Here is a 14,682-nt window from a genome sequence, read left to right on the forward strand (position 1 = left end):
AGAACGTTTACCTCCGACGTCATTGAACCCGGTGGAGTTGCCGCGATAGTGTGCGGGAAAGGCAAGAGCGTCATTGCGAGGAGCGAAGCGACGAAGCAATCCAAACTTGCTTCGTCCGCTCTGGATTGCTTCGCTTCGCTCGCAATGACGGAAAATACGAACATGCTTACCAGGGCGCAGCACCTTTTCGACGAGGCCACGCGGGTGACCGCCGGCGACAGCCGCTGGCAGGGCCAGACCAGCGACGACTACTGGGCCTTCGTCGGCCCGTTCGGCGGCGCCACCGCCGCTACCTTGCTGCGGGCGCTGATCGAGCACCCCGAACGTTCCGGCGACCCGCTGTCGCTGACCGTCAATTACTGCGCGCCGATCGCGCAAGGCGCGTTCGATCTCGACGTTCGCCTGGTCAAGGCCAACCGCTCGTCGCAACACTGGTGCGTCGAGCTGACGCAAGGCGGCGGCGAGGTGGCGACGCTGGCAACCGGCGTGTTCGCCGAGCGCCGCCCGTCCTGGTCGCATCAGCCGGCGGAGTTTCCGAAAGCACCGCCGTTCGAGCAGATCCTGCCCTATCCCAGGATCAAGGCATCCTGGGCCAACCAGTATGATTTCCGTTTCGTCGAAGGCTATCCGGATTTCAGCGGTGCGAAAAGCGACGCGCTGCCGGCCAGCACCTTCTCCAAATTATGGATCGCCGACCGGGTGCCGCGGAAAATCGACATGCTGTCGCTGATGTCGATGTCGGACGCGTTCTTCGCCCGCGTCTTTCATACGAAGCGCGAATTGATGCCGTTCGGCACGGTGTCGCTGACGACCTATTTCCATACCGACGCGGACGATCTCGCGCGCGAGGACATCAGCCGCGTGCTTGCGGTCGCCGACGCCAAGATCTTCCACAAGAGCTACGGCGACCAGAACGGCGAATTGTGGTCGCCGAACGGACGCCTGCTCGCGACCACCACCCAGATCGCGTATTTCAAGGCGTGAGAGCGAAGGCCAATAGCCGGGTTTGCATTCGCGTCATTCCGGACGCTCCGCCTGCGGAGCGATCCGGAATCTGGAGGTTACTTGCATCGAGATTCCGGGTTCGCGTTTTCCACGCGCCCCGGAATGACCGTGCTGGAACGCGGGCGCCTGGCTCAGCCTTGGGTTGCCGTGCCCTGGACCAGGCTGGTGTTGCCGGTCACGGGATCGGTCACCGCGTTGGCGACCGTGGCCTTGCCGGCGCCCGTCAGCACGAATTTGGAGTTGCCGATGCGGAACGACGATCCGTTCCCGATCAGCACCTGCCCATACTGCACCGTCGAACCGCTCTGGTATTTGACCTGGGCGCGGAAGCCGTTGACGTTATCAATCGTGAGATCGAATTTCTGGTTATTGGCATAGGTCCCGGTCCAGCTGCCCTGAAAGCTCGCCGGATCGACCGCGGTGTACTTGGTATTCGACGGGGTCAGCGGTGCCGTCGCGTAGGCTGACTGGAGAACGCTGAAAATATCCGACATATCAAGGCTCCGGGGCAACCAGGGTTGGAACCGGCACTACAGGCATATTCCATTAATCCGGAGTTAAGATTGTCGGCTTTTAAGCACCGTTAAGAACCATAAACTAACGCCAAGAAACCGCTGCGGCAGAGGGGTTTCTGCTTTAAAACCCTTAACAATGTGTTAAGGTCGATTAAGGGGCAATCGTTAGCCCAGCGTTAGTTTTCGGAGGACTCGCAAATGTCGCAGCAGCCCCGCAAACGCCAAGCCCTTGATGCTCACCTATTGACCGATCCGTACATCAAGGCTCTGCAACCGCGCACCGCGCCTTTTCTGGATTGGGATACCAAGCAAGACAAGCTTGCTGTCCGGGTACAGCCCTCCGGTCACAAGTCTTTCAAATTTATCTATTCCCGGCATGGCCGCCCGCGCTGGTTTTCAATCGGAGATGACAATATCGGTGTCGTCAAGGCCCGTAAGGAGGCGGCCAAGCTGCTGGTGCTGGTGAATGATGGTAAAGACCCGGCGGCTGATAAAAAGGCGAAGCGCAGTGCGGGCACTTTCGAAGAATTGGCAACGAGCTATGTCGAGCAATACGCCAAGAAGGAAAACAAGTCTTGGGCACAAGCCGACTCGCTTGTAAAAAAGCACCTGATTCCAAAATGGGGAAAACTGAAGGCCGCCGACATCATACGATCCGACGTCAAGACCCGGATAAAAGGAATCGAAGCACCAATCGTCGCCAATCAAACCCTCGCCGCAGCCAGCGCAATCTTTTCATGGGCGATCAGGGAAGAAGAAGGCGGGGTCAAGATCAATCCGTGCAGCGACGTCAAGCGCAACGATACCAACTCGCGTGACCGGGTTTTATCTGATAGCGAAATTCCGAAATTCTGGACCGCGTTTGAAAACGATGTTGATCTGATCGAAGGGTTGGCGTTGAAAATGATTTTGCTCACTGGCCAGCGACCCGGTGAAGTCAGTTGCATGCGAACCGAGCACATTGAAGATGGCTGGTGGACCCTGCCAAAGGACCCAATACCGGCATTGGGCTGGCCCGGAACCAAGAACAAGAACAAGACCGCGAAACAGAAGAAACGTCCCGCGCATAAGGTCTGGCTGCCGAAGATCGCGCAACAGATCATCGCGGAAATCGGCAGCACCGGAATGGTGTTCGCTTCGCCACGGGGCAACGCTATCGATGGCCTCGATGCCGATATGCGAACCATCTGTGAAAAACTAGGAGTAAATGATCCGGCGAAGCCGCATGATTTGCGCCGCACCCACGGCACCGCGATCACTGGTTTGGGTTTCGGTCGTGATGCGATGAACCGAATTGAAAATCACGTTGATGGAGGCATTGCCGACGTTTACGATCAGTCGAAATATGCCGACGAAAACAAGAAGATCATGGAAGCGGTAGCCGACAAGTTCATGGCGCTGATCAACGGCAGTGCGGACAAGAAGGCTGAATAGTTTTTCCCGGTGACCGTAGTGACCTACAATGTTGGGTTGATCTTCATAAATCGCGGTTTGCAATCGGCTGCATAAGAAGGCGTCTTGTTAATCCCAATCAAATTCGGGATGCTTCTTAACGTAGGTTTCCACCGTATCGCGGACCAGCTTGCTCACGTTGAGCGATCCGTTGGGACGTTGTGCATCCTTGATAGTTCGCAGCATCTGCTTTTCTGTCATCCTGCTCCATAGCATTATTTTGTTCGCCGTCCAGTAGCGCTCAAAAGTTCGCGGCGACATTCTAATGCGGTGAGCCAAAAGGTGCGATTTTAGATTGTCCTTATCTCCCGGCTCAAAGAAAATGCCATCGCCACCCCTTGGCCCCTTTGGCCCGCGTTTATTCACAACCTTTGTGCTGCCGTGCCGCCGAGCCCGCATGTAGTGCTTGGCGCACAAACCCTTCCCGACCGCGTTGGCCTCGCAACCCTTGATCTTGCACATGGGATTTCTCCTTACAGCCGCGCAACTTAACACAATTATTGCCATTTGGCAAGGATTTTGTTAAGTGGCAGGTTCGCCGGGTTCCATGCGCCCATTTTGGGTACATGGAACCTTGGCGCGGCGTGCTTATGGGTGGCCACCGTAGAGCCATTAAAGGCCCTTAAGCCCTTGTAATTACCCGTTAAAATAAACGCTTGCTTTGAATAATGAAACGGGCGTACCAAGGCGGTCCGGTCCCGTTTGGACCCGACTTTCTGGTCAGCAGCACGGACAAGCACCCTTTTAAGGGGCTGTCGAGAAACTTATCCCTCTGAGGATATACGTGCCGTGGGAGTCGCTTTAGCGCAATCGCGCTGGGCGACTTTTTTATTGCCCAGCGCTCCTTGAAACAAAGGAGTGTCCAGTGCCCCCGAAGAAAATCGTTGCAGAAATCAACGCCGCTGCTGTCAGCACTGCCAGCGCCACCGCTGCCGATCCGCCCAAAGGATCGGCACAGTTTCTGGACAAGGCAGAAGTCCTTAGCAAGGTGCGGCTCACTTATCCGACAATCTGGAAGATGATGCGCGAAGGGAAATTTCCACGTTCCCGAGACAGCGCCACGTCCAAGGCCATGTGGCTGGAAGATGAAGTCGAACAATGGATGAGGAATCGCCCGGCCACGGTGCTGAAGGCTCCCGACGAAAAGATCGCGGCTGAGTCATGACAAGCACCCACACCTTCAAGCGTGACCGTCGTGGCGGCATCAATATGAGCGATCCGCACAACGCCAAGATACTGCAAGAATTGGAATGCAAGCGGTGGCTGCGCGATCATCCCGGTCGCACGGCGGTTGAATACAGAAAGCTGTTAGCAGAGCCGAACTGGGAACAGAATGAAATAAGGATGTGGCGCACTGCGAAAGCCGAAGCCAGTGATCGGGCGATGCGACGGGCATATCGCCGCGATCATCCGGGCGAAGCCCCGCTGCCAGAGCACCTGTGCGCATTGGACCACCCTTATCCCGGCTTCAAGCGATGGGCTGCCAAGGCGAAACGCTGGCTTGATCGTTACGATAGGCACTAAACGCTCGCGCCACACCGATAACCAGTCCGAAATAGCGTAACCGAAATGGAAGGAAACTAACATGACACTGCCCATCCTCCAGCCTTCGCACTGGCCACAGCATCGGCACCAAGAGCGCAAACGACCTTTGAGATTGCATAATAAGCGGGAACACGACGCGATGGTGCAATACTTACTCAAGGACGATCCGGACTTTTTCAACTGCGTCGACCCGCCACCGCTGCCGTATGGCGTCTGGCTGATGAAAGACGGCACTGATGTTTTATTTGACGCTGAGTATCGTCCGATCTGGAAACGGCGCGGCGAAGGCTATCGCGCCACTCGCGCCGATCCGGCGGAATATTTCGACTGGATCAAGGTGCTCTGGATGTATGACGACTCTCTGCTGCCGGAAGATAGTGAGCACCTTCGGGAAATACTTGCGTTAGTGGTGGAGGAATTTTGCGCTGGAAGATCTCTTTGGGTGCGGCGTTGGAAACCGAAGTCAGAACCGAAGTACGCTGGGGTGCTGATATCGCGACACCCGGCCAAGCCAAGCAACGTCACGCCGCTATTTCCCAACTAAGAATTGAAGCGTTGTATGCCGTAGGCATGACAACATATTCTAATGCAACCAAGGGTTCGGCGGAAAAGCCCTGCCGAATTAAATCGGAAAATTCAAAAACGCAAAATCGAAAACAGAAGGAATTGAAAAATGTTGAACCAGTTAAACCCCGGACAAAAACGCCGCGCACGTCTGACCGTGGCGGCGTTGGAGAAAGAAAATGCAACTTCTGCGACCGTTGCAACTGCAACTAATACATTATCCGCCGCGCCCGGTCAAGTCCACCCGCCTTATGGGAGGGCACAACCATGGCTAAGACCCGTCGCACCGAAGCACAGGACCGCACGCTAGCCGCTGCGCTGAAGTACGCTAAATTTGGCTGGACCGTATTTCCGGTCGACATCGCCACCAAACGCCCGCACACGGCAGGCAAGCATTCCAACGGTCGCCGCTGGGGCGCCACCAAAGACCCGAAACAGATTGAACGCAATTTCAGGAGATGGCCCAACGCCGCTATCGGCATTCCGACTGGAATAGACAACGGCATATGGGTTCTGGAAGCAGATACTCCTAAAGGCCACGATGTTGACGGCATCGCCAACCTGCAAGCCTTGATCGATGCCAACGGACCATTGCCCGAAACCAGAATGGCGCGCAGCCCATCTGGCTCGATCCATTACTTCTTTACCCATCCCAACAAAGGACTGGTGCGCAACAGTGCCAGCGCACTTGCGCCCGGTGTGGATGTTCGCGGCGAAGGCGGGATGGTTATTTGCGATCCCAGCGTCAAGCCCGGAGTCGGTGAATATACCTGGCTGAACAAGGCAGGCTTCAAGCATGCGCCGCCATGGCTAGTTACATTGGTAACAGAGCAGCCGACCAAGTACCAACCCGGCGACCCACACGCGCCATTCAGCAAGATCGCCGAGGCGCTTGATCTGTTGCCCAACGACGCCCGCAGCCAATGGCAGATCGTCGATGCCGATGGTGTCGTCCTGAAGGAATTCAAAGGTTGGGATGGCTGGAATTCGATTGCGCTGGCGAGCTACCGCGCCACCAGCGGCAGCGATGAAGGGTTTGTGATATTCGACAAATGGTGCCGCAAGAACATCGTCAAATACAATGAGGTGTACACTTGGCGCACTTGGTACAAACGCTTCCCTTCCTGCCCACCAATCAGGATTACCGTCGCGACCCTGTTCGCCATAGTGGACGATGAATGCCCCGGCTGGCAGGCGATCTACAATGAGGAACATAGCTACGATGACGATGATGATCGGGAGTACCGGTCATGACGGACACCAACAAACCCGACAATCCCAAGTCCAACGTCACGTCGCTCAAGCCGAAAGCCAACCCAAAGGGCCAGCCTCACGCCGCTACTGACGCCGCTGAAAAACTGCCGTGGCCTATCAAGCTGGCCGAACGCTGGCTTGATGATCGGGAACAACATGGCACCGATTTGCGGCTGGTGCCCGACAAGGATGGCCACAAGCATTTCTGGAAATATGAGAATGGATTGTGGAAGCTGGTAACAGACGACAAAGAAGTTATCAAATGGCTGGCCCCTCAATTGCAGGCGGTGTTGATTGATGACTTCCACCAGAAACGCAAAGCCGCCAACAGACTGTTTTCCGAAGCCACGCAATATATTATACGTGGCGCGGCAATCCGCGAGCCGCTGCCGAACTTTATCGACTGGGATGCTCACGGCAAGATAGCTACCAAGACAGGCTTGATCGATCCGCTCACACACAAGATCCAACCGATGTGCAAAAACCATTACTGCACGTCGCGGCTCGATATCGACTATGACCCCGACGCCAAGTGTCCGAAATGGGAGCAGTTGCTGGCCGATGCATTCTCGGATCGGACTGAACAAGATCGCGCCACCTACATCAACGTGTTGCAGGAATTCGAAGGCACGACCCTGATCAGCAGACGGCCCAAGGCGCTATGCCGTGAGCTACTATTGCAAGGCCCCACCGACTGCGGCAAGAGCGTATTGCTTTATGTCATGAGCGGATTGCACACCGACAACCCGATCACGACGCCGTTCAAGGAACTAGGTAGCACCCATGGGCTACAACCATTCCTGCGGCGCGGCGTGCCGTGGGTGCTGCATGAAGCGTTTGAAGCTGGGGTATGGTTTCAAACCAGCGAAACCAAAATGATCATCGTCGGTGATCCGATCCCGATCAATCCGAAGTACGGTGCGCCGGTATCGATCAGGCCGAACAACCCGCCCATGCACGCCACCAATCATCCGGCGTCTTGGAAAGACTCCAGCGAGGCAACGGTGGCGCGGATGCAGATCATTCCATTCACCAAGAAATTCGACAAGAAAAAACCCATCGGGGTCGCCGCCGAAGCCTGCAAGATAAACCCGACATGGGGGCCGCATAATCTGATCCTCGATAGGGAAAAGGCGGGCGTCTTTAACTGGGCGCTGGCTGGATTGAAGCAGGCGCTGGAACGCGGTTACTTCACCAACACGGAAGCAGGCGAGGCGGTCTTGGAAGAAGTCCGCACCGACAGCAACATAGCCGCAGGCTTCATGAAAGAGTGCATTGAGCATGACGCCAGCGTGATGATCTCGACAGTGGACTTTTTTGGACCACTTAGGAAATGGCACGCCGAGCAACACGGCGATAGAAAAGAAGGCGGCCCAACTCCTGATATGGTTGGCAAGCATCTTGCCGCGTTGTGCGATCCGCTGATCGTGCGGGACAAGAACAAGTACAAGCTGAAAGGATTGCGCTTCTATATCGGCATCAAACTGAATGAGGTAGGCAAGGAGTTTTTTGAAAGCTGCGTGACGGAAGATTTTGACGGCAGGAACCGACGCGCCGAACTGGCGCGTATGTCCATCAACTACGCGGACACTATCAAGCCGATACCCGCAGACTGGCTGGACCACCCTGAAATCAAGGAGCTACAGGCTCGCGCCAAAGCCGCAGCTTTGGCGGCAGATTTACTCCGGCAGACAGGCCGCTAAACCGAGTCACCCATGGTTTGCCTAGCATGGTGACTCGGCGCGGGTTCCAGCAATAAAGTTGCTGGATTATGCCCGAGTCACCTTCAACGTGGTGACTTTGGCCGCAAGGTGACCCGCAAGGTGACTCGGCAAAAAAAGCCGTTGTTTCAATTAGTTGTAGCTGGCGAGTCACCTGAGTCACCTATTCACTACCCAATACCATTTGTGATTTGAAATAGTAGAAAAAAGTATTTGGGGGGGTAGGTGACTCGGGGTTGGCCAGCGGCCGGTTGGCCTTGGGTGCTGCCAGCTTGCGCGGCGCCAGCGCGGCGGCTGGGCGGTTGAATCGGCAAGGCCGGGCCATCCTGCCAGCCGGGGCTTAGAACCCCGGTTTTCGGGCTTAGAACCGGCTCGATTTTTTCACGAACACAATTGCCCCAATTTTATTTCGGCAATCCGCAGGCCTCAGACGCCAGCCCCCAAAAATCGACCTAACCCCTTGATATCGCGTCGCTATTCTCCACACTCATTCCGGCTCGGCGAAGTGTGACCCCTTAGCTTGCCGTTAGATCGCGACTTGCCCTCCAAGCCGGTAACGCTTATATTTACCAGTAATATCAATGAGTTACTCCACTTTGATCGGAGTTATTCCGATTAACACGGTGTTAGCCATCAAAGCCAAACGGGACAGCCAATGGACACGCCAAAGGACAAGCTCATGTCACCTGATCGCCAGCCCAACCCCGGTCCATTCGGCGGCACTTGCTGGGCAAAGGGCCATCGGCATTACCCGACGCGCCATCAATCGATCCGCGCCCAGCGCAAGCTGGAAATCGAAACGCTTGACGCGATGATCCGGCAAATGCGCGAGCAGCATAATGCGGGGCAATCGGTCGACGTGAAGGCTTTCGCGACAGTGATCAATACTCGCAACCGATTGGAGCGCGAACTTTGCTGAAGGAATAACGATGACGGTGAATAGAAAATTTTCAAGCGCCGACATTGCACTGGCCTTCAAGGCCACTGGTGGCGCAAAGGCTCTGATCCGCTGGGCCAAGAAGCCTCACAATCAGGCGCGGTTCTATTCGATGTTCAAGAATGAGATTTTGCAGATTTTGCAGGCGTCGCATTCGAATGCTCCTGTTGAAAATTCACAAGCCCTCAGCAGGGCTGTTTTGGAAGTTGCGCTCCGTGGCGCAGTCTCGGCGCGTGCACGCGGCGATCCGCCAACCAGTGTGACGTATACTGGCGGCCCTCATGTTGATTTGAATTTCGGTGTTGTGAAGCGCGGCGTGACGTCGGACGTTGTGGGTGCTGCCAAACAAGAACATCCACTCAAGCCGCAACCCGATCCACCGATGCAGCCACGGCCAAAGCCTGACGTCGCTGCGCCAGCACCGCAGCTGACAGCAGCTGAAGCACGTGCCCTTGCACTCGGTCCGCCAAACCCGCCACGCCCTGAAGGACCATCGGCGACTGAATTATTTCTTCAGTATGGGAACACGGCGAGGCCAACGTGGAGTCCTTCCCGGTCGTGGAGTGGGTCATGAATGTATTTGCATTCACAAAATCTTCGCAAATAGCCACGGAAGGGACCCAAACCACCGGCGCTGGCGGCAGGATGAAAGCGACCGCCGGAAAAAAATGAAAAACAAAATTTGGAAGATTCCATTTCGGTTGCGAGGATTTTGAAATGACTAGAATTGTCAGAGGTGTGGCGGCAGACAGGTGTCACCGTTGTCTTTGATAGTGAGGATGAGGCTAAACGTTATTGCGCCAATCTCGGCAGCCTCGTTGCACCTTCCCATCTGCTGATCCCGACTGGGCATTCCCCATGTAAATTATCAATTGATAGACGTGCTAGTCAAATTTTCCGCTACTTATCGCGGCCCGGGCCGATGTCTCGCACGCGTTCGACACATGGATCGCGGCGTCAAAATCCATTTCGCGGGCCCTGGCAATCCCATCCGCCTGCGTGTCTGTGACGACGCCAGCACGATTGGCATTAGGACGACTGAAAACCGGATTCTGCCAGCCGACATCACCTGAAATGCCCAACGCTGATCGCCTTTCTCAGCCAAAGAGGCAGACAACGCCGGACCAGAACCCTGTCTTTGACACCCTCCGGGCCGCCCCAGAGGGGTCTTCTTGACCGGCTTCCCAAAGTTTAGTTTTGCCCAATATCCGAGGGGTGGAGTGGGAATGCCGTGTTTGACGCAGATCTTCCGCAAACCGACATCTGACAGCTGATATACAGCCCTATCGCGCCATCGAATTCGACTACGGGGAAAAAGACGACATTCGCGAAGCTAAGAGTGCACTGAGAAAAGCCGTCTTGGAAACGCAAAGCGACGACTTCCATATTGAGAACCCTGTCACTCGATCTCGGACAATGGTCAGGTTGAAAGAGCGTCAGGCGAAACAGCACGATGATCTATTGGACCTAGCTAACAGCACCCAGTATCCGATTTCCCGCCTTCAAGGAATGCTGGAGAATGTTGCCAGCAAAACAGTTGAAGTGAAGATGTCACCCGATTCTTGGAAAAAGTACCTCGAAGACGTGTTTAGGTCTCAAGAAGTTGCCAAGAAACTAGGCTGGGCAATCAACCAACTGTTTCTGTGAACACCCAGGTGTAATAGGTTTTCCCGCTCTTGGTGCTTCCCTCAATCCACGAGTAGCGATTGTCGTTGAAAAAGGCGACCGACTGTTTAGGGTATCATCGCATCGGCGTCAAAAGCTGGAAGCGAAGTATGGCGCCCACGAGCATCACCTGCGGAGGACTTGGCGGAAGCTTAACTGCCAGGCAGGTGCGTAAGAGATTGGCCAGAAGCGGTGAGATCACCGATCCCTGCCCGGTCCCCTTGTCACTGACCGTCACGATCCCGTCTTCCAGGACGCCTGCCTTGAGCCATTTCTGGATCAGGCGGATGATGCGTCGGTCACCGACGCGATGTTCCACAAACTTGATGAGCCCCTCCTGGCTCACCGTGTCGAAGAACGAGCGGATGTCGGCGTCCAGTATCCAGTTCGCCTTCGTGCGGTGATCCCAACCATGAGCGCATCCATCGCATCGTGCGTGCTGCGTCCGGGTCGGAACCGATACGAGAACCCGAGGAAATCCTCCTCGTAGATCGCGCTCAGCACCGAAGCCGTGGCCCTCTGGACGATCTTGTCCTCAAGGGCGGCGACCGCGATCGGGCGTTGCCGACCATCCGGCTTGGGTATGTAAACCCGCCGCGACGGTAGCGCCCCGATACGCTCCCCGATGGACGCGAGCGTGCAGGTCCTCAAGATTGCGCTCAAGGTGCTGCTCGTAGTCCTTACATGCCAGCCCATCCACCCCGGGTGCAGCATTCTCTTTGAGTTCGGAGAATGCTTCTTCGAGGTGATCAATACTGACGTGATGGAAGAGCGCGGTGAACTTCTCCTTCTTCCTTTGCCTTGCAGCTTGCCGTATGCGCTCCAGCGCCTGTGACACGGTTCCCCGGTCCAGTGCCCGGCCCCTGCTTTGCTGACGCACATTCCCCTCGGTCCCCGCCCTTGGCTCCGCCAACTCCGCAGCCGGTTGCCCGGCTTTGTTCGTCGGCTTCACAGCTACTATGGCGGGGCCAGACTTCTCATGATCGTACATCATCGGCTAACCAAACCTCAATCCAGTCGCACTCTGGACCACGTGAGTGGCCGGCGTCAGATGAAGCGGCACGAGCGGCATCGTTTAAACCGAAATACTCCTTTGATCCAATATCGGCATTTATTTCTCAATCTTTTGCATCGGCCGGATTGGTTTTTGGGATTGAGTGCAGGCTAGTTGGAAATGGTCTCGACACCATCCAGATAGATGGACAATGCGCCCAACCACTTGCGCGATGCATCGGTGTCGGCGCTCCCCGCTGCCAGCTCAATGGCGCCACCGATGTCAGTAATGGCCTGGAATCCAAACATGCCCCCGGAGCCCATCATCTGGTGCCCCAGACTCGTCACGGTCTCAAAGTCAACTCGATCCAAGGCGTCCGACATCACGATGACATTCCGCCTGCAGTTCTGCAGATACGCGGGGATGCGGTTTGCGGATTTGGATTTGACCCGCAAACGGATCAGGTCGATCCGGCTGCTTTCTTCTTTCGATGACGAAGGAGCGACGATGGAGTGCTCCCTGATCGCTTGCAGCAACACCTCTTGTTTGATTGGTTTCGTCAAAAAAGCCGTGCACCCGGCCGCCAGACACATTTCTCGATCGCCCTTCAAGGCGGAGGCCGTTAGTGCAACGATCGGTGTGGGCGGCCGATCGTTCGCCTGCTCCCACGCTCGAATCGTCCGCGTCGCGGTCAAGCCGTCCATGACGGGCATCTGTCGATCCATCAGGACAAGGTCGTAATGACCGAGTTCAAACATTTTGCAGGCGATGGCCCCAGTCTCGGCGATTTCAACCCGGTACGGCGTGTCCTCGAGATAGGCCATCGTGATGATGCAGTTGTCCGGCGAGTCCTCCGCCAGAAGAATTCGTAGCGCCGGCAGCGGCACATCAGGATCCGTGCCGACCGTAAGGGCCGCCGGCCGATTGACCGTAGCCGAGATCTCGAATGGTACGGCGAAAGCAAACACGCTGCCTTTCCCGACTTCACTTTCGACCCAGATGCGCCCACCCATCAATTCCACCAGGCGCTTCGAAATCGTGAGCCCCAGCCCCGAGCCGCCGAACCTGCGCGTGGTGGATGAGTCGGCTTGTGTGAAGCGTTCAAACACCTGACCCAATTTCTCGCGGGGAATACCGATGCCGGTGTCCGATACTGTGAACCGCAATGCGGTCGGGACGGAGGGATTCGCATCTAGTGCAACTCGCAGGGTCACTTCGCCCGATTGCGTGAACTTGATCGCGTTGCCAAGCAAATTGAGCAACACCTGACGCAGCCGTGTCGGGTCGCCGACCAGGTCGTTGGGCACATTCGGCGCGATCTCATACACCATGAGCAATCCTTTTTCATGAGCCCGGGCCGCCACCATCTCCGTCACTTTCTCCAGAAGATCGTTCAAGGAGAAGCCGGTCCGCTCCAACTCCAGCTGCGAGGCTTCGACCTTGGAGAGATCGAGGATGTCGTTGATTAGATTCAGCAGGTTGTCGCCGGCGCGGCGAAAGATCTGCACATACTTGTCTTGCTCAGGCGTGAGAGAAGTCTTCGCGAGAAGGTCCGAAATGCCCATGATGGCATTCATCGGCGTTCGGATTTCATGACTCATGCTCGCCAGAAAATCCGATTTGGTTCGGCTCGCGCTCTCGGCAGCGGCCTTGGCCTGCTGCAATTCCGCCTCCACTCGCTTGCGCTCCGTGACGTCGCGCGCCGCGGCGAAGACGCCCTGCAGTGTCCGGTTCCGGTCGTAAAAGGTGGTCGCATTGTAGGACACCACCGTCTGCTTGCCGTCGCGGGCGCGCGCCGTCAGCTCGTAATCGGTGACCGACTTTTCGCTCAGCACGCGCTTGATCGCCGCCTCGGCTCGCTCCGGATCAGTGAAGTAACCCTTGAACGGGGCACCAATCAACTCGTCGCGCGTACAGCCGGTAAGTGCCTCCATCTGCTTGTTGACGTCGGTGATGATGCCGGAGGGATCGGTGGTCATGATCGCATCGATGTTGGATTCGATCAGCGAGCGGGTGTAGAATTGTTGGTCGCGCAAGCGTTGATCGGACTTTTTCTGCTCTTCTTCGACCAGCTTGCGCGCAGTGTTGTCGGTACCAATGAGCAGATAGCCAATGATAACGTCCTGCGCGTCGCGCAGCGCCGTGACCGACACTACCGCCGGGAATCGGCTGCCATCCTTGCGGATATAGGTCAGCTCGTAGATGTCCTCGATCCCGCGCGAGGCCTTGAACACCAGGGCTTCGAAGCCCGGCGTGATCGGGGTTGCGAGCTCGACGCTCAGCGCTTTGGCGCGCGCGATCAGCTCCTGCGGATCGGAAATGTCGGCTGGCGTGATCTTGTTCATCACCTCGGCGGCTGTAAAGCCAAGCATCCGCTCGGCGCCGACGTTGAAGATCTGAATGACCCCCTTCGCGTCGGTGGCAATGCTCGAGAAGTTAGCGCTGTTGAAGATTGCGCTCTGGAGGGCTCCCGCCTTGAGCTCGGTGCCGATCAGCAGATAGCCGATGATGACGTCCTGCGCGTCGCGCAAGGCCGTAACGGACACAACCGCCGGAACCCGGCTGCCATCCTTGCGGATATAGGTCAGCTCGTAGATGTCCTCGATCCCGCGCGAGGCCTTGAACACCAGGGCCTCGAAGCCCGGCGTGATCGAGGTTCCAAGTTCGACGCTCAGCGCTTTGGCGCGCGCGATCAGCTCCTGCGGATCGGAAATGTCGGCCGGTGTGATCTTGTTCATCACCTCGGCGGCCGTATAGCCAAGCATCCGCTCGGCACCGACGTTGAAGATCTGAATAACGCCCTTCGCGTCGGTGGCGATGCTGGAAAAGTTGGCACTGTTGAAAATCGCGCTTTGCAGCGCGCCAATCCGCGCGCCCGTCTCGTCATTTCTATTGAACACGGTGTCTCCCCGGTAGCTCCCAGCTTAGCTGATCGATCGCGCGAGAACCGCGGCTATCGAAGCCTCTTCTTCCCGGGGACCACGGCTAAAGGAGTCCCTCCGAACACTATCCGGGTAATTGCATATTCGC

Annotated in this window: 14 protein-coding genes and 1 pseudogene; 10 read left to right on the forward strand and 5 right to left on the reverse strand. The window is 56.5% G+C overall.

The genetic code is table 11. The features are described 5' to 3' along the window. Positions 1-162: 162 nt before the first annotated feature. Positions 163-984: an acyl-CoA thioesterase gene (locus B5525_RS06795; RefSeq protein WP_079573034.1), complete on the forward strand. Its 822-nt coding sequence runs from the start codon at positions 163-165 to the stop codon at positions 982-984. A 152-nt stretch (positions 985-1,136) separates the two neighbouring features. Here B5525_RS06795 and B5525_RS06800 read toward each other — a convergent pair whose 3' ends face one another. Beyond that, positions 1,137-1,499 (reverse strand): hypothetical protein, encoded by a 363-nt coding sequence (locus B5525_RS06800; protein WP_079565316.1) that lies wholly within the window; start codon positions 1,497-1,499, stop codon positions 1,137-1,139. A gap of 219 nt (positions 1,500-1,718) precedes the next feature. On the opposite strand from B5525_RS06800, the gene B5525_RS06805 reads away from it, so the two are divergent. Further along, positions 1,719-2,954 (forward strand): tyrosine-type recombinase/integrase, encoded by a 1,236-nt coding sequence (locus B5525_RS06805; RefSeq protein WP_079565317.1) that lies wholly within the window; start codon positions 1,719-1,721, stop codon positions 2,952-2,954. Between the two features lie 87 nt (positions 2,955-3,041). Here B5525_RS06805 and B5525_RS06810 read toward each other — a convergent pair whose 3' ends face one another. After that, positions 3,042-3,434 carry a hypothetical protein gene (locus tag B5525_RS06810; protein WP_079565318.1) on the reverse strand — a complete coding sequence of 131 codons (393 nt, stop codon included), beginning with the start codon at positions 3,432-3,434 and terminating at the stop codon, positions 3,042-3,044. Positions 3,435-3,837: 403 nt separating this feature from the next. Between B5525_RS06810 and B5525_RS06815 the strand changes: the two genes are divergently transcribed. The 8 genes from B5525_RS06815 (at position 3,838) to B5525_RS06850 (ending at position 10,640) form a co-directional block, all read left to right on the forward strand. Further along, positions 3,838-4,137 (forward strand): helix-turn-helix transcriptional regulator, encoded by a 300-nt coding sequence (locus B5525_RS06815; RefSeq protein WP_079565319.1) that lies wholly within the window; start codon positions 3,838-3,840, stop codon positions 4,135-4,137. Beyond that, positions 4,134-4,496 carry a hypothetical protein gene (locus B5525_RS06820; protein ID WP_079565320.1) on the forward strand — a complete coding sequence of 121 codons (363 nt, stop codon included), beginning with the start codon at positions 4,134-4,136 and terminating at the stop codon, positions 4,494-4,496. The genes B5525_RS06815 and B5525_RS06820 overlap by 4 nt, the downstream gene beginning before the upstream one ends. A 61-nt stretch (positions 4,497-4,557) precedes the next feature. Next, entirely contained in the window at positions 4,558-5,061 is a 504-nt protein-coding gene (locus B5525_RS06825) for a hypothetical protein (protein ID WP_154073104.1), read from the forward strand. A gap of 287 nt (positions 5,062-5,348) precedes the next feature. Next, complete coding sequence (locus B5525_RS06830) at positions 5,349-6,335, forward strand: bifunctional DNA primase/polymerase (protein ID WP_079565322.1); 987 nt, start codon at positions 5,349-5,351, stop codon at positions 6,333-6,335. Next, positions 6,332-8,038 carry a DNA primase family protein gene (locus B5525_RS06835; RefSeq protein ID WP_079565323.1) on the forward strand — a complete coding sequence of 569 codons (1,707 nt, stop codon included), beginning with the start codon at positions 6,332-6,334 and terminating at the stop codon, positions 8,036-8,038. The genes B5525_RS06830 and B5525_RS06835 overlap by 4 nt, the downstream gene beginning before the upstream one ends. A gap of 673 nt (positions 8,039-8,711) precedes the next feature. After that, positions 8,712-8,975 carry a hypothetical protein gene (locus B5525_RS06840; protein ID WP_079565324.1) on the forward strand — a complete coding sequence of 88 codons (264 nt, stop codon included), beginning with the start codon at positions 8,712-8,714 and terminating at the stop codon, positions 8,973-8,975. A gap of 10 nt (positions 8,976-8,985) precedes the next feature. Then, positions 8,986-9,567 carry a hypothetical protein gene (locus B5525_RS43655; protein WP_154073105.1) on the forward strand — a complete coding sequence of 194 codons (582 nt, stop codon included), beginning with the start codon at positions 8,986-8,988 and terminating at the stop codon, positions 9,565-9,567. 785 nt (positions 9,568-10,352) lie between these two features. After that, a complete protein-coding gene (locus B5525_RS06850) occupies positions 10,353-10,640 on the forward strand; it encodes a hypothetical protein (RefSeq protein ID WP_154073106.1) in 288 nt (95 codons plus the stop codon). 94 nt (positions 10,641-10,734) lie between these two features. Here the strand turns inward: B5525_RS06850 and B5525_RS47725 are convergent. From B5525_RS47725 to B5525_RS06860, 3 genes and pseudogenes are all read right to left on the reverse strand, one after another. Beyond that, a pseudogene (locus tag B5525_RS47725) lies at positions 10,735-11,309 on the reverse strand (reverse transcriptase domain-containing protein). Continuing rightward, entirely contained in the window at positions 11,194-11,496 is a 303-nt protein-coding gene (locus B5525_RS46085) for a hypothetical protein (RefSeq protein WP_244568141.1), read from the reverse strand. The pseudogene B5525_RS47725 and the gene B5525_RS46085 overlap by 116 nt, the downstream one beginning before the upstream one ends. Positions 11,497-11,822: 326 nt before the next feature. Further along, positions 11,823-14,552 (reverse strand): PAS domain S-box protein, encoded by a 2,730-nt coding sequence (locus B5525_RS06860; RefSeq protein ID WP_079565327.1) that lies wholly within the window; start codon positions 14,550-14,552, stop codon positions 11,823-11,825. Positions 14,553-14,682 lie beyond the last annotated feature (130 nt).

This window comes from Bradyrhizobium erythrophlei, assembly GCF_900129505.1.
Classification (GTDB): domain Bacteria; phylum Pseudomonadota; class Alphaproteobacteria; order Rhizobiales; family Xanthobacteraceae; genus Bradyrhizobium; species Bradyrhizobium erythrophlei_D.